This is a genomic window from Mycobacterium adipatum (genome assembly GCF_001644575.1).
GTDB lineage: Bacteria > Actinomycetota > Actinomycetes > Mycobacteriales > Mycobacteriaceae > Mycobacterium > Mycobacterium adipatum.
The window spans coordinates 5,168,621-5,189,773 of the sequence record NZ_CP015596.1; the positions used below are offsets into that span (position 1 = coordinate 5,168,621).

Here is a 21,153-nt window from a genome sequence, read left to right on the forward strand (position 1 = left end):
ATCGCGACCTACAACGTTCCCGAGGCCTTCGATGCCGGCGCCGACGCCTATGACGGATTGGTCGGCGCCAACCCCGGATACCACAGCCATCTTCGGCTCTCCGCCCAGCGCATGCAGCTTCCCGACGCCGGAAGAGGTCTGCGACTTCTCGATATCGGTTGCGGCACCGGAGCTTCCACCGCCGCACTGCTGAAGCAGGCACCGCATGCGCAGATCATCGGGGTCGACGGCTCCGCCGGCATGCTGGCCCGCGCCCGGGCGAAGGACTGGCCCGACACGGTGTCGTTCGTGCAGAGCCGGGCCGAGGACCTGGAGCAGGCCGGGGTGAGCGGTCCGTTCGACGGGATCCTGGCCGCCTATCTGGTCCGCAACCTGCCCGACCCCGATCCGGTACTCCGCGCACTGCGAACGCTGCTGAAACCCGGGGGTGTCTTTGCCGCCCACGAGTATTCGGTGCGCGACTCGCGTCGTGCCACCGCGATGTGGAATCTGGTGTCATCGGCAGTCATCATCCCGGCCGGGAAGATCCGCACCGGGGATGCGGATCTCTACCGCTATCTGCGCCGCAGCGTCAACAGTTTCGACGGGGCGGCGCGTTTCCGGGAGCGGTTGCAAGACAACGGTTTCGTCGATGTGTCCAGCCTGACGATGCCGGGCTGGCAGAACGGCATCGTGCACACCTTCCTGGGCAGGGCGCCGGCGTGATCGACAACCGGCGGGTACGTCATCCCGCTGCGGCGGGGGTGTCGGATGCCGCGCAGCTGACCGCGCGTCCCACGGTTGTCGTGGTGGGCGGGGGCATCGCGGGCCTGAGCGCGGCGACGGCACTGGCTGAGCGTGGCGTCGCGGTGCACCTCCTGGAGCGGGAGGCCTATCTGGGTGGCCGGGTGGGCGGCTGGACCGAGACCCTCCCGGACGGCACCGCGGTGGCGATGAACCGTGGCTTCCACGCCTTTTTCCGCCAGTACTACAACCTGCGTAATCTGTTGCGCCGCGCCGATCCCGGGCTGAGCATGTTCAGTCCGCTCGATGACTACCCGTTGGTTGACGCCGACGGCCGGCGCGACACGTTTCGCGGGCTCCCCCGTACCCCGCCGTTCAATGCGATGGCGTTCGCGCTGCGCAGCCCGACGTTCCGGCTGCGTGATCTGGTGCGCCTGGACGCGAAGGCGGCCGCGCCGCTGGCCGCCGTGTCGGTGCCGGAAACCTACTGGCGACTCGATGATCTCGACGCGGAGTCCTTCCTGCGGGACATCAACTTTCCCCAGGCCGCCCGGCATCTGGCGTTCGAGGTGTTCTCGCGCAGCTTCTTCACCCGGCCGGAGGCTCTGTCGGCCGCCGAGCTGGCCACGATGTTCCACATCTATTTCCTCGGGTCCAGCGAAGGCCTGGTGTTCGATGTGGCCGCCGCGAATTTCGATGTTGCGCTGTGGCAGCCGATGCAGCGCTATCTGCAGGGTCAGGGTGCGGACATCCGGTTGGGCACCGCGGTGCACAGCGTGCGCCGCGACGATGCCGCCACGTTCACCGTGACCGACGTCGCCGGCAGCACCCTGACCGCGGACGCGGTGGTGCTGGCGACCGAAGTGCCGGCGCTGCAGCGGATCGTCGCCGAGTCACCGGGTCTGGGTGACAGTGACTGGCGTGCCCGTATCGGAGACCTCGGTTCGGCGGCACCGTTCGTCGTGCGCCGGCTGTGGTTGGACCGGCCGGTCGACGGTGACCGTCCGGCGTTCCTGGGCACCGGGGGGCTGCCGCCGCTGGACAACATCAGCGTGCTGAACCGCTATGAACGCGAGGCGACGTCCTGGGCGCAACGTACCGGTGGCTCCGTGGTGGAGTTGCACGCCTACTCCGTCACCGAAGACACCCCCGAGCTGCGCCGGCAACTCGACGCGCGGATGCACGCCTTGTTCCCGGAGACTGCGGCGGCGGGTGTGGTGCACGAAAGCACGTTGTGCCGCAACGACTGTCCGCGACTGGGTCCGGGTGATTTCGCGAACCGTCCGACCGTGTCCACCCCCGAGGAGGGCCTGGTGCTGGCCGGTGACGGGATTCGCATCGACGTGCCGGTGGCGCTGATGGAACGCGCGGCCACCACCGGCTTCGCCGCCGCGAACGCCCTGCTGGATCGTTTCGGGGTGCGCGGGCACGACCTGTACACGGTGCCGGTGCGCGGCCGTTCTGCCGTGCTGCGCCGGCTGGCCGACCGGGTGGAAGGGCGGATCCGGGCATGAAAGCGTGGCCTTTCCAACTACTCCCGCGCATCGAGTGGAGCCGGCAGCGCCCGACGGTCGGCCAGGCCGACCCGTCGCTGATCGCCGCCGCGCTGGCGAGGTCGCAGCGCAGACCGAGCGGCAATTGGTATGTGGTCGGGGCGAGCACGGATGTCGCCGAGAAGCCGTTCGGCGCGACGGTGTCCGGAGCCGAGCTGGTCTGCTGGCGGGACAGCGAAGGCACGGTGCACGCCGGTCCGGCGCGCTGCCCGCACCTGGGCGCGGACCTGTGCACTGCCGTCGTCGACGCCGGCCAGCTGATCTGCCCGTGGCACGGGTTACGGCTCACCGGGCGGGGACGGCCCGACTGGCCGGCGTTGCCGGCATTCGATGACGGTGTGCTGGTGTGGGTGCGTCTCGATCGCATCGGCGGCGAGCCACCGACGGACTTCCCGGTGCTGCCGGCGCGGCCCGGTGATCCGCGGATTTCGGCCGTCACCAGCCTCACCGGCGCGTGCGAACCCGCCGACATCATCGCCAACCGGATGGATCCCTGGCACGGCGCCTGGTTCCATCCGTACTCGTTCGCCAGGCTCGAGGTCCTCAGCGCACCACCGGAGGACCCTGGGCTGGCCGAGGACGAAGACCGGTTTTTGGTGGCGGTGACGTTCCATATCGGCCGCTTCGGCGTGCCGGTCATCGCCGAATTCACCAGCCCGGAGCCCCGCACGTTGACCATGCGCATCGTCGACGGCGAGGGCAGCGGCAGCGTGGTGGAGACCCACGCCACCCCGAACGGTGTCGGGCCCGACGGCCGGCCGCGCAGCACGGTGATCGAGGCGGTCATCGCGCATTCCGACCGTCCCGGTTTCGCGCATGCGCTGCGGGCCCAATCGGTGATCACGCCGTTCATGCGGCGGGCGGCCCACCGGCTGTGGCGTGACGATCTGGAGTACGCGGAGCGGCTGCGCGAGGTGAACCGTCAGGATGCCGACGGCACGGCGGCGTTGCTCAGGCCGCCGGACGGGCCCACCGCGGCAGGTCCGCCGCCTCCAGCAGCGGGATCTGATCCTGCGCCCAGGGGCTGATCGCCCAGTCCAGGGCGGCGGCGGTGCGCGCCTGGCTCCAATCGACCCACACCATGTCCATCACTTCGTGCGGTGCCGCGGCGATCTCGCCGTCGAGAAGCGCGCAGAACACCGGGCAGATCTCGTTCTCCACGGTGCCGTCGGCCGCGCGGGCGCGATAGCGGAATTCCGGGAGTACGCAGTGCACATCGCGGATCGATGCTCCGAGTTCCTGGTGGCCGCGCCGGTGCACGGCGTCGATGATCGCCTCGCCGGGCGCGGGGTGCCCGCAGAAGGAGTTGGTCCACACCCCCGGCCAGGTCTGTTTGGTCAGCGCGCGGCGGGTCAGTAGGACACGGCCGGCGTCGTCGAACAGGTAGCAGGAGAACGCGAGGTGCAGGGGTGTATCGCCGTGGTGCACGGCGGCCTTCGAGGCCTGCCCGATGGTGTTGCCGGCATCATCGAGCAGGACGACCTGCTCCTCGGGGACGGTTCTCACACCGGAGGTGATAGCCGCTGGGTCCGGTACCGAAACGTTTCGCATGTCAGCGCAGTTGGTCCTCGCAGTTGGAGGTGAGGCCGGAGAAGTGGACCGCGGGCGCACCGTCGACGAGGACGAAGTCGGTGCCCGTGTACCACTGGGTGGGGTGCCGAGCCGGGGCGGTTCACCCGGGGAGGTTAGCAACTGGTCGACGCGCCGGCATGTCGGCCGGCCCGCCGCTCAGAACGGTGCGACCAACTCCCGCCGGTACCGCTGCACCCAGCCGATGTTGGATTGCCGTTCGTCGTCGATGCGGCTGGCACGGTCCTCGGCCCGGGTGCGCTCACGCCGCGGCATGGTCAGTCCGGCGGTGTGCTGCGGTGGCGGGCTCCCGACGGGCGGGACGGGCGCGGTCGGCGTGCAGAGTTCGGGAAACAGCGCAAGGCTGCCCGGCCTGGTGATGTGCGTGCCGCCGTCGGGATCGGTCCATTCCAGGGTGCCGTCGGTGAATTGACGGGTGCGCCACCCCGCCCAGAACGTCTTGCACAAGTGGTGCTCGCGGCACAGCGCGACCAGGTTCGACGCGGCGGTCGGCCCGAACGGGTAGGCGATGGTGTGGTCGATATCGGTGACCGTGCGGGTGCAGCCGGGAAACCGGCAGGTGCGGTCCCGGCAGCGGATGAACCGAGCCAGCGCTGTCGACGGCCGATACCGGGGTTCCGGTGGGGACTGCCCGGGGTGGACGAGGGGGCGCAACGTGGCGTGCGATGCAATCTGCGCGATCACCGGCGCGGGGAGCACCGGCCCGCCCAGGATCACCCCGGGCGCGACGGGGCAGAGCTCACCGCGGTCCCCGCGCAGACCCGAGATCAGCTCGGGCCAGGTGTGCCGGTACCACGGCTTGGCGAACAGTGGCCTGCGCCGGGCGACAAGCGCTCGGCGCTGCGCCGTCAGGTCACCGACCGGCAGCGGGTCCGGGTCCGGGTCGGGCTTTGGGCCCGGGTGCGGCTGCGACTCCGAGTCGGGCTGGGGCGGCTGCGACTCCGGCTCCGGGTCGGGCTCTGGACCGGGATCGGGCGCGGGGCCGGGCGCAGACTCGGGAACCGCGTCGACCGCGTCTTGGCGCGCGACCACGTAGATCACCACGCCACCGGCCGGCGGCCGGGCCCCGGCGGCGCAGTCCGCACGTTCACACAGACACGGCAGCCGGTCCCAACCGAAACCCATCGCCCCGAGCGCCGCCGCGCGTCGTATGTCCAGGGAGCGCGGATCGTGCGCGCATACCGTGCGGGCCAACGCATCGGCCCGCTGATCGAGCGCCATCCCGTCGGTCACCGACAGGGACGCGTTCAGATGCGCGGTGCCCGACGCGTCATCGATGAAGACGTCGGCCCGGTGTCCGTGCGCGCTGGCCTCGCAGCGGCGTACCGCCAGCGGATCGTGGGTCAACACCACCGTGTCGACGGCTTTCTCGATCTGATCCACCGACATCGCGGCACCGGATCCGAACTGCGTGGACAGTGCCGCGTCCACGGCACGGCGGGCATCGGGGTCCTTGACCAACATCGTGCGGCCGCACACGATGTGCACCGTCCGATAGGAGAGGGCGCCCGCTGCGAACAGTTCGCGCAGCTTCGGTAACCGCTCAGCGAGCGCCACGGCGTCCATCAACAGCCCGGAAGCCATCCCGCTGGTGATGCCGTGCGCTGCGCCGATCTGCGCGCACACCGCCGACCAGTTGTCGAACCGCCACTGCTCCCGATCGGCCGAGCCCTGCGCCGCATACGCCGCTGCGAGCATGTCCGCCATGGATGCCAGTCGCGCCGCGCACGCCGCGTTCTCCAGCCGGGCGAAGGCCCGGACCCGGGTGGCCGGGGTCCGCGCCGCGGCCACCTCGGCCAGCTGCTCATCGAACATATTTTCGATTATCGTCCGGATCGAGGCCCGCGCCCAATGCCCAAAGCCCGGACTGTGGATGAATCCGCGATTGGGGATAACCCGCGCGGCGCCGATCGGAAATAAACCGCAGCCGGGCGCAGTTACACCCACCATCGCTTATAGAACATTGTTCCATAAGATCACCACACACGATAGGAATGGTCATGGCCAACGTCGTCTTCATCCATGGACTCTGGGTTGCGCACACCGCATGGCAGCCGTGGATCGAACTGTTCCACGCACACGGTCATCGAGCGGTCGCGCCGCCGTGGCCCGGTGAGCACGCCACCCCCGAGCAGACCCGCCGTCACGCCGCCGATCAAGCCGGTAACGGGATCGACGAGCTGACCGAGCACTTCGCGAAGCACCTCGAACAGTTCGACGCCCCGCCGGTGGTGATCGGACATTCGTTCGGCGGGCTCATCGCGCAAAAGCTGCTGGGCCAGAACAGGGCTGCGGCAGCCATCGCGATCGACCCCGCCCCCATCAAGGGAGTCAAGCCGCTACCGTTCACGCAACTGCGTTCGGCCTTCCCCATCCTCGGCAATCCTGGCAACAAGGGGCGCGCCAAGGGACTGACCGAGGCCCAGTGGCGGTACGGATTCGGGAATGCCTTGTCCCAGGCGGAATCCGACGCGCTCTGGCGGCAATGGGCCATCCCGTCACCGGGACGGCCGCTCTTCGAGGCCGCCGCGGCGAATTTCGCGAAGAACTCGCCGGCCAAGGTGGACACCGCCAACAGCACGCGGGGTCCACTGCTTATCACCGGGGCCACCGCCGACCACACCGTGGCGCCGGCGAGCACCAGGGCCGCCCACCGGTTGTACGAGAAGTCCTCCGCCATCACCGATTTCCATGAGTTCGACGGACGCGGCCACTCATTGACCATCGACCACGGTTGGCGCGACGTGGCCGACGTCGCGCTGGACTGGATGGCGCAACGCCAGGTCACCCGGGCGGCATGACACCGCGCCGGCGTACCGCCAGCCATCAGGTCTCGGCCGCGCTGCTCACCGCGGCCGAGACCGTGCTGGATCGTGACGGCACCGACGGCGTGACCGTGCGCGCCGTCGCGCACGAGGCTGCTGTCTCCCCGATGAGCGTTTACCACCGGTTCGTGAACAAGGAGGGACTCGTGGTCGCGCTCGCGACCCGAGCACTCGAAGAGCTGGCCACCGCCATCGGCGCGGCAGACGACGCTGATTCGGCCGAACGGTTCCGCGCCGCCTGCCGTGGCTACCGCGAGTTCGCGCTGCGCCATCCGGCCCGCTACTCGCTGATCTTCGGCGTGGGCAGCCCCCTGCGGGACCAGTCCTCGGCGGTGGCGGTGACCGGCCGAGCGGTGTTCGACACCCTGGCCACCCTGATCGATCAGATGGGATCGCTTCCTCCACAATCGGATTCAGTGGAGGCTGCACAGATCGTCTGGGGCGCGATTCACGGCGCCGTCACCATCGAGCAGGTGGGCATCGGTCAGACCCCCGACGCTGACGCCACCTTCGAGAACCTGCTGACGTTGCTGATCGGCGGACTCAGAGATAGGTGGGCAGTGCCGGATCCCCGGCAGCAAGATTGATCGGCAGCCGACCCGCCGCCGAGGCCGCCGCGGTCACGGCCCGACCGACCGGTCCCGAGACCACCCCCGACACGGTGTGCAGCACGCGGATACCCGCCCGGGTGCGCGGGTTGGCCAGCCGCAACATCCGCGGCCGCACCAGCGGTGCGGCATCGACGAAGGGCCTCATCCGCTGCTGATACCGGGGCAGGGCCGACTCGATATCGGCGCCCGTGCCGAGTTCGCCGGCCAGGATGTAGGCGCCGATGAGGGCCAGGCTGGTGCCCGCCCCACCGAAGGTGGCGTTGCAGTGCGCGGCATCGCCGAGCAGTGCGACGCGCCCCCTGCTCCACCGGGGACTGCTCATCTGCCCGACGGACGAGAAGTACATCGGGGCACCGGCTTCGAGTTCGGCCAGGATGCGCGGGGCGGCACCGCCGAGATCGTCGAACGTGCGCCGCAGGACCCTCACCAGGGCGCCACGGTCGAGTTCGTCCAAACCCCGGACGTCGGAGAGGAACGTCAGCATCGCGCGGGTGGTGCCGAGATTGTCCGGGCGCAGGTGCACCGACCGGGACTCGGTGGCGTTCTGCCAGGTCCACCAGTTGTCGTCGTCGTCGCGCCGCGGGATGGTCGCGTAGCTGAGATACATGCCGAGCTCGTGCACCTTCGTCGGGGCCACGAAACGCCGTGACCGGGAGTGCAGGCCCTCGGCGATGACGAGCAGATCGGCCTCGACGCTGCTGCCGTCGTCCAGAGCGACGCTGACGTGCCCGTCGTGATCGCTGACGTCGGCGATCTGCCTGCCGAACCGGAACTCGGTGGTCGCGGCGCGCTCGATCAGGATGCGGGACAACTCCCCGCGCAGGATCTCCAGTTCCGCGGTGGGCCCATCTGTTCCGAGCGAGACCGGGAAGGCGGCGGCCGTCGAACCGTCGGCCCGCAACAGGCGCATCCCCACCTCGGTGGTGTTGGCCGCCCGCACGTCGGCGTCGATGCCCATCCGCCGGACGACCTCGCGGGCCGCGCCGCGGATGTCGACGTTCTGCCCCTCGTCGCGGCGTTGGGGATACCGCTCGAGGACGGTGGTGCGCCAGCCGCGCGCGGCCAGTTGACCGGCCAGGGCGGGTCCGCCGATACCGGCGCCGGAGATGACAGCGTGAGGGGCCACCCTTCGAACGTAGCCGTTCGCGTCGTAGTCTCGCGGTCATGGCCATCACCGTCGACGAGCTCGTGGTCGCCGACCCGCCGCAGGCGTGGAGCACGGCCGGGTTCACCGTCACCGACGGCACCTGCCGGGTCGGCGACGTCGGCATCCGGTTGGTCGGGCGCGAGCGGGGCATCGGGATCATCGGCTGGGCCCTGCGCGGGCTCGACGCCCGGGACATCGACGGCATCCCGACCGCGGTTGCCGGCGGCGCGCCCACCGCACCCGCCGAGCATGCCAACGGCGTCACCGGGATCGACCACATCGTGGTGCTGTCCCCCGACGTCGACCGTACCGTCGCCGCGCTGGCCGCGGTCGGGATGACACCGCGCCGGGAACGGCTCGGCACCCTGGGCGGCCGGCCGATTCGGCAGGTCTTCTTCCGCTTCGGCGCGGTGATCATCGAGGTTGTCGGAGCCCCGGATCCGGCCGGCGACGGCCCGTCGACGCTGTGGGGAATCACCTACAACGTCGCCGATATCGACCGGACCGCCGCCTATTTCAGCGGTCGGACAACGCCGGTCAAGGATGCGGTTCAGCCGGGCCGACGGATCACCACGGTGGGCCACCAGCAGTTCGGTATGTCGGTACGGACGGCGATGCTCTCGGCACCTATTCTCAGTTCATGAGCGACGATCCGGTGGTCATCCACACCGACGGCGGCTGCCGGCCCAACCCTGGTCCCGGCGGGTGGGGCGCCGTACTGCGCCACCGCCACCATGTGCGCGAGATGTGTGGCGGCGAGCCCGCCGAGACGAGCAACAACCGCATGGAACTCACCGCGCCGATCATGGCGCTGGAGGCGCTGACCCGCCCGGTGCTGGTGCATCTCTACACCGACAGCACCTACGTGCGCAACGGCATCACCAAGTGGGTACTGGGCTGGGAGCGCAACGGCTGGCTGACGGCCGCCAAGCAGCCGGTGAAGAACGTCGATCTGTGGCAACGCCTGCAGGCCGCGTGCGCGCTCCATCAGGTCGAGTGGTTCTGGGTGAAGGGACATTCCGGCATCGCCGACAACGAACTTGCCGATGTGCTCGCGACCCGGGGGCTTCAGCAGGCCATCGCCGGCGCCTGATCCTCCCACCGTCGCCTGCCGTCCGGTGCGCCGGGCCGGCTGACATGTCAGGACGTGTCGGTGTCATCCCAGAACCGCACCGCCCGCGCCGCGATCCGATCGGGATACTCACCGGTCAGTGCATGCGAGGCCCCGTCCCAGACCTCGACCTGACCGTGCCGCAACAATTTTCGGGCCGTGGACGCCGCGCGGCGGGCATCGTGGATGACGCTGCGCCCGGCGATGATCGCCAGTACCGGGACCTGGAGACCGCGTAGCTGCGCCGGCGAGAACAGGGTGGGTGCCGGCTGGTGGAGCTCGAAATCGGCGGTGCCGGCATCGATCAGCACAAACACCGGTTCCGATTCCTCGACGTCGGCCCCACCGGAGATCCACCGCAGGATCCGGCGTCGCAGCGCGCCCGGAACACCCGGCAACCCCATCGGAATGAACGCCAGCATGGTGGGCAGCGGAATCGGCGCGAACGTCAGCACCGGATCCAGAAGCGCCAGCGACGCCACCCTGCCCGGGTGGCGCACGGCATGATTGACCGCGCTCCACCCTCCGAAGGAGACCCCCATCAGATGCACCGAATCCAGTCCGAGCCCGGACAGCACTTCCTCGAGCCAGCGCGACTGATCGTCCGCCCCGGAAAGCGGGGCATCCTGCACCGACATCCCCGGTTCACCCAGCAGATCAACGCAATACACGGTGCGGTGCGCCAGCAAGCCGGGCAAGTTCTCCGCCCACATCGGGGTCGACGCGTTGCGGCCCGGCAACAACATCACCGGACGCCCCGGCCCACCGTCGAATCGGTACACCCGCACCGTACCGAATGTTGTCGGCACGTCGCGGATCTCGGCGATCGGCGGCAACACCGCCAGTGCCTGGTCGTACACCCGGGCGAAGTGGGCACGCGCCGACTCGCTACGCAAGCGTCCGACGCCCACTGCCACTATTCGACGGTGACCGACTTGGCCAGGTTGCGCGGTTTGTCGACATCGTAACCACGCGCCTGCGCCACCCCGGCGGCGAACACCTGCATCGGGATCGTCGAGAGCAGCGGCTGGAAAAGCGTTGACACCGCCGGTATTTCGATCAAGTGATCGGCGTAGGGCGCCACCGTGTCGTCGCCCTCCTCGGCGATGACGACGGTGACCGCACCGCGGGCCTGAATCTCGCGGATATTGCTGAGCAGCTTGGCGTGCAGCGTGGCCGCGCTCTTGGGCGAGGGCATCACCACGATGACCGGCAGGTCGTCCTCGATCAACGCGATCGGACCGTGCTTGAGCTCGCCGGCGGCGAAGCCCTCGGCATGCATGTAGGCCAGTTCCTTCAGTTTGAGCGCGCCCTCCAGTGCCACCGGGTAGCCGACATGGCGGCCGAGAAAAAGCACAGCACTCGATTTCGCGAACCGCTGCGCCAGAGCCGTCACCGGCTCCATGCAGGTCAGCACCCGCGCGACCTGGTCGGCCATGGCTTCGAGCTCGTGGTACTCGCGGGCCACCTCGTCGGCGTACTTGGTGCCGCGGGCCTGCGCGAGCGCCAGCCCGACCAGGTAGTTCGCGGTCAGCTGCGCCAGGAAGGTCTTGGTGGACGCGACACCGATCTCCGGTCCGGCGCGGGTGTAGAGCACCGCATCCGCCTCGCGCGGAATCTGGCTGCCGTTGGTGTTGCAGATGGCCAACACCTTGGCCTTCTGCTCCTTGGCGTGCCGCACGGCCTCCAGGGTGTCGGCGGTCTCACCGGACTGCGAGATCGCGATCACCAGGGTGCTGCGGTCCAGAACCGGGTCGCGGTACCGGAATTCGCTGGCCAGCTCCACCTCGACCGGCAACCGGGTCCAGTGCTCGATGGCGTATTTGGCCAGCAGGCCGGAGTGGTAGGCGGTACCGCAGGCGACGATGAAGACCTTGTCGACCTCACGCAGTTCCTGATCGGAGAGCCGCTGCTCGTCGAGCACGATCCTGCCGTCCACGAAATGTCCGAGCAGGGTGTCGGAGACGGCGGCGGGCTGCTCGGCGATCTCCTTGAGCATGAAGTACTCGTAGCCGCCCTTTTCGGCGGCCGACAGATCCCAGTCGATATGAAAAGGACGCGCCGGTGCGTCCGCTCCGGCGAAGTCGGTCACCCGGTAGCCGTCGGCGGTGATCACCACGGCTTGGTCCTGGCCGAGTTCGACGGCCTCCCGGGTGTATTCGATGAAGGCGGCCACATCGGAGCCGACGAACATCTCGCCGTCACCGACACCGACCACCAGCGGGGTGGAACGGCGCGCGGCCACGATGGTGCCGGGCTCGTCGGCGAAGGCGAAGACCAGGGTGAAGTGACCCTCCAGGCGCTGCAGCACCTTGTGCACGGAGGCGACGAAATCTCCGGCGGTGTCCCCGTCCCGGTACGCCTGCGCGACCAGGTGCACGGCCACCTCGGAGTCGGTATCGCTGGCGAACTCGACGCCCGCGGTCTCCAGCTCGGCGCGCAGGGCCGCGAAGTTCTCGATGATGCCGTTGTGCACCACGGCGAACTTGCCGCTGGCGTCGCGATGCGGGTGCGCGTTGCGGTCGGTGGGGCGGCCGTGGGTGGCCCACCGGGTGTGCCCCATCCCGGCCTGACCGCGCAGGTCGCCGGCGTCCTTGAGAGCCGCTTCCAGATTGGCCAGCCGACCCGCCCGCCGTTGCACGGTGAGCCCACCGGCGCCGTCGAGCAGGGCGACCCCCGACGAGTCATAGCCGCGGTATTCCATTCGCCGCAGCGCATCGACGACGATCTCGCAGGCAGGGCGCTGCCCGACATAGCCGACGATTCCACACATAGCCACCCAGGGTAGTGCAGCGGGCCGGGCAGACCCGCTTCGCGCAGCGCCACGGTGCTCATCGCCACAGCCGCCGATCGCGGTGCGCGGACGTCGACTAGGGTCTATGCGTGGCCAAGACGAAGAAACTCTTCGCTGCTCTGACCCGGCGCGGACCGCACCGCGTCCTGCGCGGAGACCTCGCTTTCGCGGGCCAGCCCGGCGTCGTCTACACCCCCGAATCAGGCCTGAGCCTGCCCGGTGTGGCGTTCGGGCACGACTGGCTGGCCGCTGCCGACCGCTATGCGGGCACCCTGGAGCACCTGGCGTCCTGGGGCATCGTCGCGGCGGCGCCCGATACCGAGCGCTCGTTGGCTCCCTCGGCGCTCAAGATGGCCGTCGACCTGGGCACCACCTTGGACATCATCGCCGGGGTGCGGCTGGGACCCGGGAAGATCAGCGTGCACCCGGCCAAGCTGGCCGTCGTGGGTCACGGCTTCGGTGGATCCGCCGCGGTGTTCACCGCCGCCGGACTGGGGTCGCGGTTGCAGACCGCCGCGGCGCTGTTTCCCGCTGTCACGAGCCCACCGGCCGAACAACCGGCCGCCACCTTGCGGCTGCCCGGGCTCATCCTGCGCGCACCCGCCGATGCCACCGCCATCAAATCCAACGCCGACGCCTTGGCCCGCGCCTGGTCGGGGGCGACTCTGCGCACGGTGGCCAAAGCGGAGGCCGGTGGACTGATCGAGGGACGCCGGTTGGCCAAGGCGGTGGGGTTGCCCGGCGCCGACAAGGGCACCCAGAAGGCCACCCGAGCGCTGCTGACCGGCTATCTGTTGCACGTGCTGACCGGGGACAGGCAGTACCGCGACTTCGCCGACCCGGAGGTGGTGCTGCCCAAAACGGTCGCCGCGGACCCCGACGCCGCCGAGCCCACGCTGGAGGACAAGGTGGTCGCCCTGCTGAAGGGCTGACCCCTTGCGCTGCGGCCAACCAACCGGTCGGCCAACCAACCGGTTGGTGATATAACTCATCCATGCGCACCGGAATCTTCCTCAGCTACGCGGGCGGCTTCAAGCAGGCCGTCGAGCAGGTCGTCGAACTGGAAAAGGTCGGCGTCGACATCGCGCTGGTGGCCGAGGCCTACTCCTACGACGCGATCAGCCAGCTCGGGTACCTGGCGGCCAAGACCTCGACCATCGAGCTCGGGTCCGGCGTCGTGCCGATCTACGTGCGCACCCCGACCCTGTTGGCGATGACCGCGGCCGGCCTGGACTACGTGTCCGACGGACGGTTCCGGCTCGGCATCGGAACCTCCGGCCCCCAGGTGATGGAGGGTTTCCACGGCGTGGCCTTCGACGCCCCGCTGGGACGCACCCGCGAGGTCGTCGACATCTGCCGGCAGGTCTGGCGCCGGGAGAAGGTCACCTATGACGGCAAGTACTACCAGATCCCGCTGCCCGCAGAACGCGGCACCGGCCTGGGCAAACCGCTGCGCCTCATCAATCACCCAGTGCGGGAAGACATTCCGATCACCATCGCCGCCCTGGGCCCGAAGAACGTCGAGCTGACCGCGGAGATCGCCGAGGGCTGGCAACCGGTGTTCTTCTACCCGGAGAAGGCCGACGAGGTGTGGGGTGACGCGGTGCGGGCCGGCTACGCCAAGCGCGACCCGGCGCGCGGCCCGCTGGACATCATGGTCAGCGCCAGCCTGGCCATCGGCGATGACGTCGAGGACCGGCTGGCCTGGGCCAAACCCCAACTGGCGCTGTACATCGGCGGCATGGGGGCCAAGGGCAAGAACTTTTACCACAACCTCGCCACCCGCTATGGGTTCGGCCAGGTGGCCGACCACATCCAAGAGCTGTTCCTGTCGGGCAAGAAGGACGAGGCGATCGCCGCGGTTCCCGACGAGTTGGTGCGCAACGTGTCGCTGGTCGGTCCACGCGGTTTCGTCAAGGAACGCCTGGCCGCGTACAAGGAGGCCGGCGTGACCACCATGCTGGTGCATCCGCTGGCCACCGACGATGCCGAGGCCCTGCGGTTCACCGAGGAATTGGTGACGCTCACCTCATAGTTTCCGGCAATCGGCCTTCGTTGGGTACTCTGGTCGGCAGCGGCATCGTCTGTTCTGCCTTTTGCCGCTTCGCCAGAGCCGGATATGAGCTCTGCTGATCGTCACACCGAGCGCCGCGGACCATCCGCGCCGGGCAGGACGACCATTTCTATTTCTGGAGCCCTTCTTGTCTACGTTTGCCGACCTCGGCTTGCCTGAGGCCGTTGTCACCACACTCGCCGCCAATGGCATCGAGTCCCCCTTCCCCATTCAAACCGCGACGCTGCCCGACTCGCTGGCCGGGCGCGACGTGCTCGGCCGCGGTCGTACCGGATCCGGCAAGACCTACGCATTCCTGCTGCCCGTCGTGGCCCGACTGTCGGCATCGGCCACGCCCCGGCGATCCGGGCGACCCCGCGCGCTGATCCTGGCACCGACCCGCGAACTGGCCACCCAGATCGAGGCCTCGCTGGCACCGTTGGCCAAGGCGACCGGCCTGCGTTCGGTGACCGTGTTCGGTGGCGTCGGCGCCCAGCCGCAGATCAACAAGCTGCGCGAGGGCGTCGACATCGTCATCGCCTGCCCCGGCCGCCTGGAAGACCACGTCAAGTCCGGCCATGCCGATCTGTCGGCGGTGGAGATCACCGTGCTCGACGAGGCCGACCACATGGCCGATCTCGGCTTCCTGCCGCCGGTGAAGCGGCTGTTGGACCGCACCCCGCGGGACTGCCAGCGGCTGCTGTTCTCGGCCACCCTCGACGGTGGTGTGGACGTGCTGGTCCAGCGCTACCTGCGCGATCCGATCGTGCACAGCGTGGACTCCGAGCAGTCGCCGGTCTCCACGCTGGTCCACCATGTGTTGCACGTCGACGGCGCGGCACGTTTCGACGTGTTGGCCGACCTGGCCGCATCACCGGGGCGCACCATCGTGTTCGCCCGCACCAAGTACGGCGCCAAAGGCCTTGCCCGCAAGCTGAACTCACGCGGCGTCCCGGCAGTCGAACTGCACGGCAACCTGTCCCAGAACGCGCGCACCCGTAACCTCGGGGCATTCTCCGACGGCTCCGCCCAGGTCCTCGTCGCGACCGATATCGCCGCGCGCGGCATCCACGTCGACGATGTCAACCTGGTGGTGCACGCCGACCCGCCGGTCGAGCACAAGGCCTACCTGCATCGGTCCGGCCGCACCGCACGGGCCGGCAACGACGGCACCGTGGTCACCTTGATGGTCGACGATCAGGTCGCCGACGTGCGGGTGTTGACCCGCAAGGCCGGCGTCAAGCCCACCATCACGAAGTTCAGCGGAGCTTCGCACCCGGTGCTGCAGGAGATCGCCCCCGGCGAGCGCTCTTTCACCGGCGGCCTCGTGGTCGACACCCCGGAGCCCCCCGCGCGCACCGCGCAGCAGCCCGGGCGTCGTCGTCGGCCTCAGCGCCACAACGGTTCCGGCGCTGCCGGTTCGGGCGGCACCGGCCATAGCGGCGGCGGTCACAGTGGCGGCGGCCGCGGCCGCGGCGGACAGCGGCGCAGCGGCTCCGGAACGGCACGCACCGGCACGCGCTGAGCCTCTGGGCTCGACGTCTCTCGCTCGACATCGACGAAATGGTCACGCCAGACCCATTGGCGACGACCGTTTCGTCGATTTTGCGTTACGGCCCCGCCTGCGGCAGTGCATCGGCGGCGATCTCGCATGGGGTTTCGGCCGGGACCGGTTCGGTCGTCGCGTCGAGCGCCGGCGCGGCCATCGGCTCGGCCGGCGGCTCGGGGACCGGTGTCGGCGCCGCTGGCTCCGGTGCAGGCGGTAGCGGCGCCGGCACCGCGGGATCACCGGCCGGCACCGCTTCGTCCGCCTCCTCCGGCGACGTCTCGTCCCCGGCTGACTCCTCGTCCTCCGGATCTTCGGTAGCGTCCTCGTCGTCCTCGTCGTCCTCGTCGTCCTCGTCGTCCTCGTCGTCCTCGTCGTCCTCGTCGTGGTCGTCGATTTCGGGGTCGGCCGGGGCGTCCATCTCCGAAGCATCGAATTCGCCGTCCCCGCTGAGACTCTCGCCGAGGCCCTGCCCACCGGCACCGAACAGCCCGCCGAGGATATCGGCGAAGGACTGCCCGAGACCGGACAGGCCCGACATACTCGACATCCCCGACCCGAGCGGTGCGCCAGGTGCGCTCGCCACCGGGTCCACCGCGGCCGCCGCCGGTGCGGCGACCGGCTGAAGTTGCGCCGCTGCAGCGGGACCCGGCGCAGCGCCCCCCGGCGCGAAACCCGCCGTTCCGGAGCCGGCAGGGAGCGAATTCTGTTCGGCGCCAACCGGTGTGGGTCCAGCCAACGCAGCCCCGCCGAACCCGGCCGATGCCTCGGTCGTCATCGCCGCGATGGCGTCGCGGTAGGCCTGCCGCACCGCCGACTCGGTGTCGCACATCGTGGGCAGCCAGTCCAAGGCGATATCGTTGGCCACGAACGGCGCCACCTGCAGATCCACCGTCTCGCTGGCATCGGAGCGGTCCCCGGCGCCGGTCGTGACGGTGCGCGCGGCTCCCAACCACTGCGCCCTGCTCCCCCGCGCCTCGACGTCCCTGGTGACATTGACCTTCGCATCGATCAACTGCCACAGCCGGTCTCGCAGCTCACCGACGGCGGCCGTGGCGGCTCGCAGCCCCTCGACGCCGGCCTCCGCCGCCTGCGCGTGCCGCATCAGACGATCGGCTGCCGCCTGCGCCCCGGCGCCCCGCCAGGCCGCCGCCAGTGCGAGCCGCGCATCGTCCTGCACCAACAGCGCCTCCTCGACGGCCACCACGGCCTGCGCCAACGTCCGGTGATCGGCCTCCAGCGTGTACAGGTCCAGGCCGTCCTCCGCGGTGTACGCGGCGTGCAGACGTGCCGGGTCCGGCACGGCATGACCGAGCTGACCACTGGCACGGGCGTATTCGGTCATCGCCTCGACCGCCGGCAGACCGGCATCCAGCATGCCGGTCACCCGATCCGGCCCGCGGCGCGATCATCGATCTGCGCGTAATCGTCGGCGGAGAGCCGTAATTGAGCGGCTATGTCGCCACAGCTGCGAGACCAACCGCCCAGTGCGCTCAGGGTGTCGTCGACGGCGTTGCGCACGTGGGCGCCACAGTCGGTGTACTCGCGCCCGGCTCGTGCGGCGGTGAATCCCAGCGCCGCCTGGCAGCGCCGCAATGCCGCATCCACCCGCTCAGCGGTGTCGTCGTAGCGGCGCGCGATATCGCGTACCGCGGCGGCATCCATTCGCGCCGATTCGAGAAGTCCCATACCGAATTGGACGCAGCAGCGCCCCATCCGGTTCCCCGGATCGGGCGTCAGTTCTGTTGGCTGACCGATTCGGCGACGCGTACCGCCAGCTGGCGTGCCGTATCCGCGTCGGCCGCTTCCACCATCACCCGCACGACCTGCTCGGTTCCCGACGGGCGAAGCAGGATCCGGCCAGTATCGCCGAGCTCGGCCTCGGCCTCGGCAACCGCCGTGCGCACGGTGGCGGTTTCGGCGACGGTCGCCTTGTCGGCGACCGCGACATTGATCAGCACCTGCGGCAGGGTCTGCATCGGTTCGCACAGCTGGGCCAGCGTGGACCCGGTCTGCGCCATCCGCGACATCAACCGCAGTCCCGTGACGATCCCGTCACCGGTGGTGCCGAAGCTCGGCAGCACGATATGGCCGGACTGCTCGCCACCCAGCGAGAACTCACCGGCGCGCAGTTCTTCGAGCACGTACCGGTCACCGACCGCCGTGGTGCGCACCTCGATACCGGCCGCCCGCATCGCCAGATGCAGCCCCAGATTGCTCATCACGGTGGCGACCAACGTGTTGGAGGCCAGTTCACCGGCTTCGCGCATGGCCAGCGCCATCAGCACCATGATGGCGTCCCCGTCGACGATTGCCCCGTCGGCATCGACGGCCAGGCACCGGTCGGCGTCGCCGTCGTGGGCCAGCCCCAGGTCGGCGCCGTGCGTGAGCACGGCCTGCTGCAACTCCTCCATGTGGGTGGATCCGCAGCGGTCGTTGATGTTGAGACCATTTGGCTCGGCGTTCAGGGTGATGACCTCGGCACCGGCGGCGCGATAGGCCAGCGGCGCCGCCGCGAAGGCCGCCCCGTTGGCACAGTCCACCACCACTTTGACGCCGTCGAGCCGGGTGGTGACGGCCTTCGCGACGTGGCGCAGGTAGCGATCCAGGGCGTCCTCGGCGTCGAGGACGCGCCCGATCTCCGCGCCGACCGGTCGACTGCCCGGACCCGAGCTCACCAGCTCCTCGATGCGGTCCTCGGTGGCGTCGTCGAGCTTATGGCCGCCCGGGCCGAATATCTTGATGCCGTTATCGGGCATCGGATTGTGCGATGCGGAGATCATGATGCCGAAGTCGGCGTCATACGCGCTGGTCAGATACGCCACGGCCGGCGTGGGCAGCACCCCGACGCGCAGCGCGTCGATGCCTTCGCTGGTCAGGCCGGCGATCACCGCGGCCTCCAGCATCTCGCCGCTAGCGCGCGGATCACGGCCCACCACGGCGACCCTGCGCCTGGCGGTGCCCGCCGACGCCAGCCGCCGGGCGGCGGCCGAACCCAGCGCCAACGCCAACTCGGCGGTCAAATCGCGATTGGCGACTCCGCGCACTCCGTCGGTGCCGAACAGTCGAGCCATGCCCACAAATTTCTCACATGAGGCACCCAAAGAGCGAACTGACAACCCCCGCCATCGTGTCGACGCCGAATCGAGATCCGATCGTGCTCCGAACGGCCCACCGCCCGCTCCCAGGTGGGTGCGGGCGGTGGGGGTGCACGTCGACCGGGTCGCTTACCCGGCGCTGGGCGCGGGCACCGTGGTCGTGGTGGTGGGCGTGACCGGCTCTTCGTCACCGGTGGCCTCATCGGGTGCGGGCACCTCGGTCTCGGTCACCGGTTCCTCGGAGAACGAAGCCCCCTCGGCGGTGCCGGGCGCATCGATCACACCGGAGGACCCGTCCTCGACGGTGGCCGTGTTCTGCCGGAAATCGACGATGCCGATGGCGTTGTCGCACACACTCTGCGGTGAACCGCTGGCGTCCACGCTCGCGGCCACCGTGGCGATGGTGGCCGTATCGCTGTCACAGACGCCCGCGGCCATCTGGGTAGCCGTCTCGACCGGCACGCCCGTCAGGACGCCGGCCGTGCCGATGGCGAGGTCCACGCGTCCGTCGCCGGGCTCGGCATTGGCCGCCGCGGCCCCTCCGAACAGGAGTAGCGCGCCTCCAACAGCAGCGCCGGCGGTCACACGTGTCACGGTGAGGTTCTTCATGTTCATCCTTTCAGTCAGAGCAGCGGGTACCGGTCCCCCACGAGCTGACTGACTCGTACCGGCGGCAGATTCTCTGCCCGGGCGCATGCTGCGGCGCCCCCGCTCCACACCCACGGTGATGCCCCGCCGCGCGGGGTGTCAAACCCGTCCCGCAAACACTGCCGCGTGAGCCAACATGGGCTCAGATCGGGGCGATTAGCTGCCCGTGGCGGGCGCATCGGCCGAAACGCCGTGATGAACAGTCAGCGGTACGCCGATATGGGCGCCCACGACCCGTTTACCCACACCCTGCGACTACGGGTTCAGCAAACAAGGTCACGATAAAAAGAAACCGCCGGGTGTGGATCGGAATCCACACCCGGCGGTGCCAAGACTGAACAGATCAGCGCTTGCTGTACTGCGGAGCCTTACGGGCCTTCTTCAGGCCGTACTTCTTGCGCTCGATGGCACGCGGGTCACGCGTGAGGAAGCCGGCCTTCTTCAGGGCCGGACGGTCCTCGGGCTGCACCAGGATCAGCGCACGCGCGATGGCCAGGCGCAGCGCGCCGGCCTGCCCGGACGGGCCGCCACCATCGAGGTGGGCGTAGATGTCGAAGCTGTCCACGCGATCCACGGTGACCAGCGGGGCCTTGATCAGCTGCTGGTGCACCTTGTTCGGGAAGTAGGCCTCCAGGCTGCGCCCGTCCAGCATGAACTTGCCGGTGCCGGGCACCAGGCGGACCCGGACGACGGCTTCCTTGCGGCGGCCGACGGTCTGGATCGGGCGGTCGATGTAGACCGGCTCACGGGGAGCGGCCGCCTCGACAGCGCCCTCTTCGACGACACCCTCTTCAACGACGCCCTCTTCGGCGACGGCCGATTCCGCGGTTTCGCCCTCGGGGGTCTCCACGACGTCTTCGACAACTTCGGTCACTTCAGACTCGGTCACTGGGCCACCTGCTTGATCTCGAACGGAATCGGCTGCTGCGCGGCATGCGGATGATCCGGACCGGCGTACACCTTCAGCTTCTTCTGAACCTGGCGGCTCAGCTTGTTGTGCGGCAGCATCCCCACGATGGCGTTCTCGACGACACGGGTGGGGTGCTTCTCCAGCAGCTCGCCGATGGTGCGCTTACGCAGACCGCCGGGGTAACCCGAGTGGCTGTAAGCGAACTTGTTGGTGAGCTTGTCGCCGCTGACGGCGATCTTCTCGGCATTGATGACGATGACGAAATCGCCACCGTCGACATTGGGCGTGAATGTGGGCTTGTGCTTGCCACGGAGCAGCTTGGCTGCTTCGACGGCGAGCCGGCCCAACACCACGTCCTGGGCGTCGATGACGTACCACGAACGCGTGGTGTCACCCGCCTTGGGCGCGTATGTAGACACAGTGCTTACCTTTTTCTCGGGTTACAGTGCCGGTCAGACGGACGCGCTCGGGGTGGCCCGGCGACCGACGTTGACCCGGGACCCGTATGCCCGGATGGGCAGCACACGCCAACGCGGCAGCTTAC

Annotated in this window: 21 protein-coding genes; 10 read left to right on the forward strand and 11 right to left on the reverse strand. The window is 69.3% G+C overall.

The window, feature by feature from the left end; genetic code table 11:
• From A7U43_RS24575 to A7U43_RS24585, 3 genes are read left to right on the forward strand one after another with little or no spacing between them, the layout of a single operon-like run.
• A complete protein-coding gene (locus A7U43_RS24575; protein ID WP_068000188.1) occupies window positions 1-705 on the forward strand; it encodes a class I SAM-dependent methyltransferase in 705 nt (234 codons plus the stop codon).
• Complete coding sequence (locus A7U43_RS24580; protein WP_068000190.1) at window positions 702-2,237, forward strand: NAD(P)/FAD-dependent oxidoreductase; 1,536 nt, start codon at window positions 702-704, stop codon at window positions 2,235-2,237. Before A7U43_RS24575 ends, A7U43_RS24580 begins: the two co-directional genes overlap by 4 nt.
• Window positions 2,234-3,304 (forward strand): DUF5914 domain-containing protein, encoded by a 1,071-nt coding sequence (locus A7U43_RS24585; protein ID WP_068000191.1) that lies wholly within the window; start codon window positions 2,234-2,236, stop codon window positions 3,302-3,304. Before A7U43_RS24580 ends, A7U43_RS24585 begins: the two co-directional genes overlap by 4 nt.
• Here A7U43_RS24585 and idi read toward each other — a convergent pair.
• The gene (gene idi, locus A7U43_RS24590; RefSeq protein ID WP_068000193.1) at window positions 3,228-3,827 is read right to left on the reverse strand and encodes an isopentenyl-diphosphate Delta-isomerase; all 600 of its coding nucleotides are present in this window, start codon (window positions 3,825-3,827) and stop codon (window positions 3,228-3,230) included. The genes A7U43_RS24585 and idi overlap by 77 nt on opposite strands.
• 177 nt (window positions 3,828-4,004) lie before the next feature.
• Window positions 4,005-5,681 (reverse strand): HNH endonuclease signature motif containing protein, encoded by a 1,677-nt coding sequence (locus tag A7U43_RS24595; RefSeq protein WP_068000195.1) that lies wholly within the window; start codon window positions 5,679-5,681, stop codon window positions 4,005-4,007.
• Window positions 5,682-5,866: 185 nt separating this feature from the next.
• Between A7U43_RS24595 and A7U43_RS24600 the strand changes: the two genes are divergently transcribed.
• Together A7U43_RS24600 and A7U43_RS24605 are read left to right on the forward strand one after the other, a co-directional pair.
• On the forward strand, window positions 5,867-6,667 hold the full coding sequence (locus tag A7U43_RS24600) for an alpha/beta hydrolase (protein WP_068003689.1): 801 nt from the start codon (window positions 5,867-5,869) through the stop codon (window positions 6,665-6,667).
• The gene (locus A7U43_RS24605) at window positions 6,664-7,278 is read left to right on the forward strand and encodes a TetR/AcrR family transcriptional regulator (protein WP_068000197.1); all 615 of its coding nucleotides are present in this window, start codon (window positions 6,664-6,666) and stop codon (window positions 7,276-7,278) included. Before A7U43_RS24600 ends, A7U43_RS24605 begins: the two co-directional genes overlap by 4 nt.
• Here A7U43_RS24605 and A7U43_RS24610 read toward each other — a convergent pair.
• Window positions 7,235-8,428, reverse strand: coding sequence for an FAD-dependent monooxygenase (locus A7U43_RS24610; protein ID WP_068000198.1), 1,194 nt, complete (start codon window positions 8,426-8,428; stop codon window positions 7,235-7,237). The genes A7U43_RS24605 and A7U43_RS24610 overlap by 44 nt on opposite strands.
• Before the next feature lie 38 nt (window positions 8,429-8,466).
• On the opposite strand from A7U43_RS24610, the gene A7U43_RS24615 reads away from it, so the two are divergent.
• Entirely contained in the window at window positions 8,467-9,093 is a 627-nt protein-coding gene (locus A7U43_RS24615; protein WP_068000200.1) for a VOC family protein, read from the forward strand.
• A complete protein-coding gene (rnhA, locus tag A7U43_RS24620) occupies window positions 9,090-9,542 on the forward strand; it encodes a ribonuclease HI (protein WP_068000202.1) in 453 nt (150 codons plus the stop codon). The genes A7U43_RS24615 and rnhA overlap by 4 nt, the downstream gene beginning before the upstream one ends.
• Before the next feature lie 47 nt (window positions 9,543-9,589).
• Here rnhA and A7U43_RS24625 read toward each other — a convergent pair whose 3' ends face one another.
• Entirely contained in the window at window positions 9,590-10,471 is an 882-nt protein-coding gene (locus tag A7U43_RS24625; RefSeq protein ID WP_082902472.1) for an alpha/beta fold hydrolase, read from the reverse strand.
• 5 nt (window positions 10,472-10,476) lie between these two features.
• Complete coding sequence (gene glmS / locus A7U43_RS24630; RefSeq protein WP_068000210.1) at window positions 10,477-12,333, reverse strand: glutamine--fructose-6-phosphate transaminase (isomerizing); 1,857 nt, start codon at window positions 12,331-12,333, stop codon at window positions 10,477-10,479.
• A gap of 110 nt (window positions 12,334-12,443) precedes the next feature.
• Between glmS and A7U43_RS24635 the strand changes: the two genes are divergently transcribed.
• From A7U43_RS24635 to A7U43_RS24645, 3 genes are all read left to right on the forward strand, one after another.
• Entirely contained in the window at window positions 12,444-13,286 is an 843-nt protein-coding gene (locus A7U43_RS24635) for a dienelactone hydrolase family protein (protein ID WP_068000213.1), read from the forward strand.
• A 62-nt stretch (window positions 13,287-13,348) separates the two neighbouring features.
• Window positions 13,349-14,389 (forward strand): LLM class F420-dependent oxidoreductase, encoded by a 1,041-nt coding sequence (locus tag A7U43_RS24640; RefSeq protein WP_068000214.1) that lies wholly within the window; start codon window positions 13,349-13,351, stop codon window positions 14,387-14,389.
• A 166-nt stretch (window positions 14,390-14,555) separates the two neighbouring features.
• A complete protein-coding gene (locus tag A7U43_RS24645) occupies window positions 14,556-15,932 on the forward strand; it encodes a DEAD/DEAH box helicase (protein WP_068000216.1) in 1,377 nt (458 codons plus the stop codon).
• An 85-nt stretch (window positions 15,933-16,017) separates the two neighbouring features.
• Here A7U43_RS24645 and A7U43_RS24650 read toward each other — a convergent pair whose 3' ends face one another.
• The 6 genes from A7U43_RS24650 to rplM form a co-directional block, all read right to left on the reverse strand.
• Entirely contained in the window at window positions 16,018-17,331 is a 1,314-nt protein-coding gene (locus A7U43_RS24650; RefSeq protein WP_068003691.1) for a hypothetical protein, read from the reverse strand.
• A gap of 5 nt (window positions 17,332-17,336) precedes the next feature.
• The gene (locus A7U43_RS24655) at window positions 17,337-17,642 is read right to left on the reverse strand and encodes a type VII secretion target (RefSeq protein ID WP_068000217.1); all 306 of its coding nucleotides are present in this window, start codon (window positions 17,640-17,642) and stop codon (window positions 17,337-17,339) included.
• 47 nt (window positions 17,643-17,689) lie between these two features.
• On the reverse strand, window positions 17,690-19,027 hold the full coding sequence (gene glmM, locus A7U43_RS24660) for a phosphoglucosamine mutase (RefSeq protein ID WP_068000218.1): 1,338 nt from the start codon (window positions 19,025-19,027) through the stop codon (window positions 17,690-17,692).
• Between the two features lie 153 nt (window positions 19,028-19,180).
• Entirely contained in the window at window positions 19,181-19,645 is a 465-nt protein-coding gene (locus A7U43_RS24665) for a hypothetical protein (RefSeq protein WP_156526020.1), read from the reverse strand.
• A gap of 397 nt (window positions 19,646-20,042) precedes the next feature.
• Window positions 20,043-20,549: a 30S ribosomal protein S9 gene (gene rpsI, locus A7U43_RS24670; RefSeq protein ID WP_418287700.1), complete on the reverse strand. Its 507-nt coding sequence runs from the start codon at window positions 20,547-20,549 to the stop codon at window positions 20,043-20,045.
• A gap of 35 nt (window positions 20,550-20,584) precedes the next feature.
• Window positions 20,585-21,028, reverse strand: a complete 444-nt coding sequence (gene rplM, locus A7U43_RS24675; RefSeq protein WP_068000222.1) for a 50S ribosomal protein L13 — start codon at window positions 21,026-21,028, stop codon at window positions 20,585-20,587.
• Between the last annotated feature and the right edge of the window lie 125 nt (window positions 21,029-21,153).

What these genes read in the sequence shown, in the direction of transcription:
- glmS (WP_068000210.1), bottom strand. Translation starts at nt 12,333, where the DNA reads ATGTGTGGAATCGTCGGCTATGTCGGGCAGCGCCCTGCCTGCGAGATC.
- A7U43_RS24640 (WP_068000214.1), top strand. Translation starts at nt 13,349, where the DNA reads ATGCGCACCGGAATCTTCCTCAGCTACGCGGGCGGCTTCAAGCAGGCC.
- idi (WP_068000193.1), bottom strand. Translation starts at nt 3,827, where the DNA reads ATGCGAAACGTTTCGGTACCGGACCCAGCGGCTATCACCTCCGGTGTG.
- A7U43_RS24650 (WP_068003691.1), bottom strand. Translation starts at nt 17,331, where the DNA reads ATGCTGGATGCCGGTCTGCCGGCGGTCGAGGCGATGACCGAATACGCC.
- A7U43_RS24585 (WP_068000191.1), top strand. Translation starts at nt 2,234, where the DNA reads ATGAAAGCGTGGCCTTTCCAACTACTCCCGCGCATCGAGTGGAGCCGG.
- A7U43_RS24655 (WP_068000217.1), bottom strand. Translation starts at nt 17,642, where the DNA reads ATGGGACTTCTCGAATCGGCGCGAATGGATGCCGCCGCGGTACGCGAT.
- A7U43_RS24605 (WP_068000197.1), top strand. Translation starts at nt 6,664, where the DNA reads ATGACACCGCGCCGGCGTACCGCCAGCCATCAGGTCTCGGCCGCGCTG.
- A7U43_RS24600 (WP_068003689.1), top strand. Translation starts at nt 5,867, where the DNA reads ATGGCCAACGTCGTCTTCATCCATGGACTCTGGGTTGCGCACACCGCA.
- A7U43_RS24595 (WP_068000195.1), bottom strand. Translation starts at nt 5,681, where the DNA reads ATGTTCGATGAGCAGCTGGCCGAGGTGGCCGCGGCGCGGACCCCGGCC.
- A7U43_RS24615 (WP_068000200.1), top strand. Translation starts at nt 8,467, where the DNA reads ATGGCCATCACCGTCGACGAGCTCGTGGTCGCCGACCCGCCGCAGGCG.
- rnhA (WP_068000202.1), top strand. Translation starts at nt 9,090, where the DNA reads ATGAGCGACGATCCGGTGGTCATCCACACCGACGGCGGCTGCCGGCCC.
- glmM (WP_068000218.1), bottom strand. Translation starts at nt 19,027, where the DNA reads ATGGCTCGACTGTTCGGCACCGACGGAGTGCGCGGAGTCGCCAATCGC.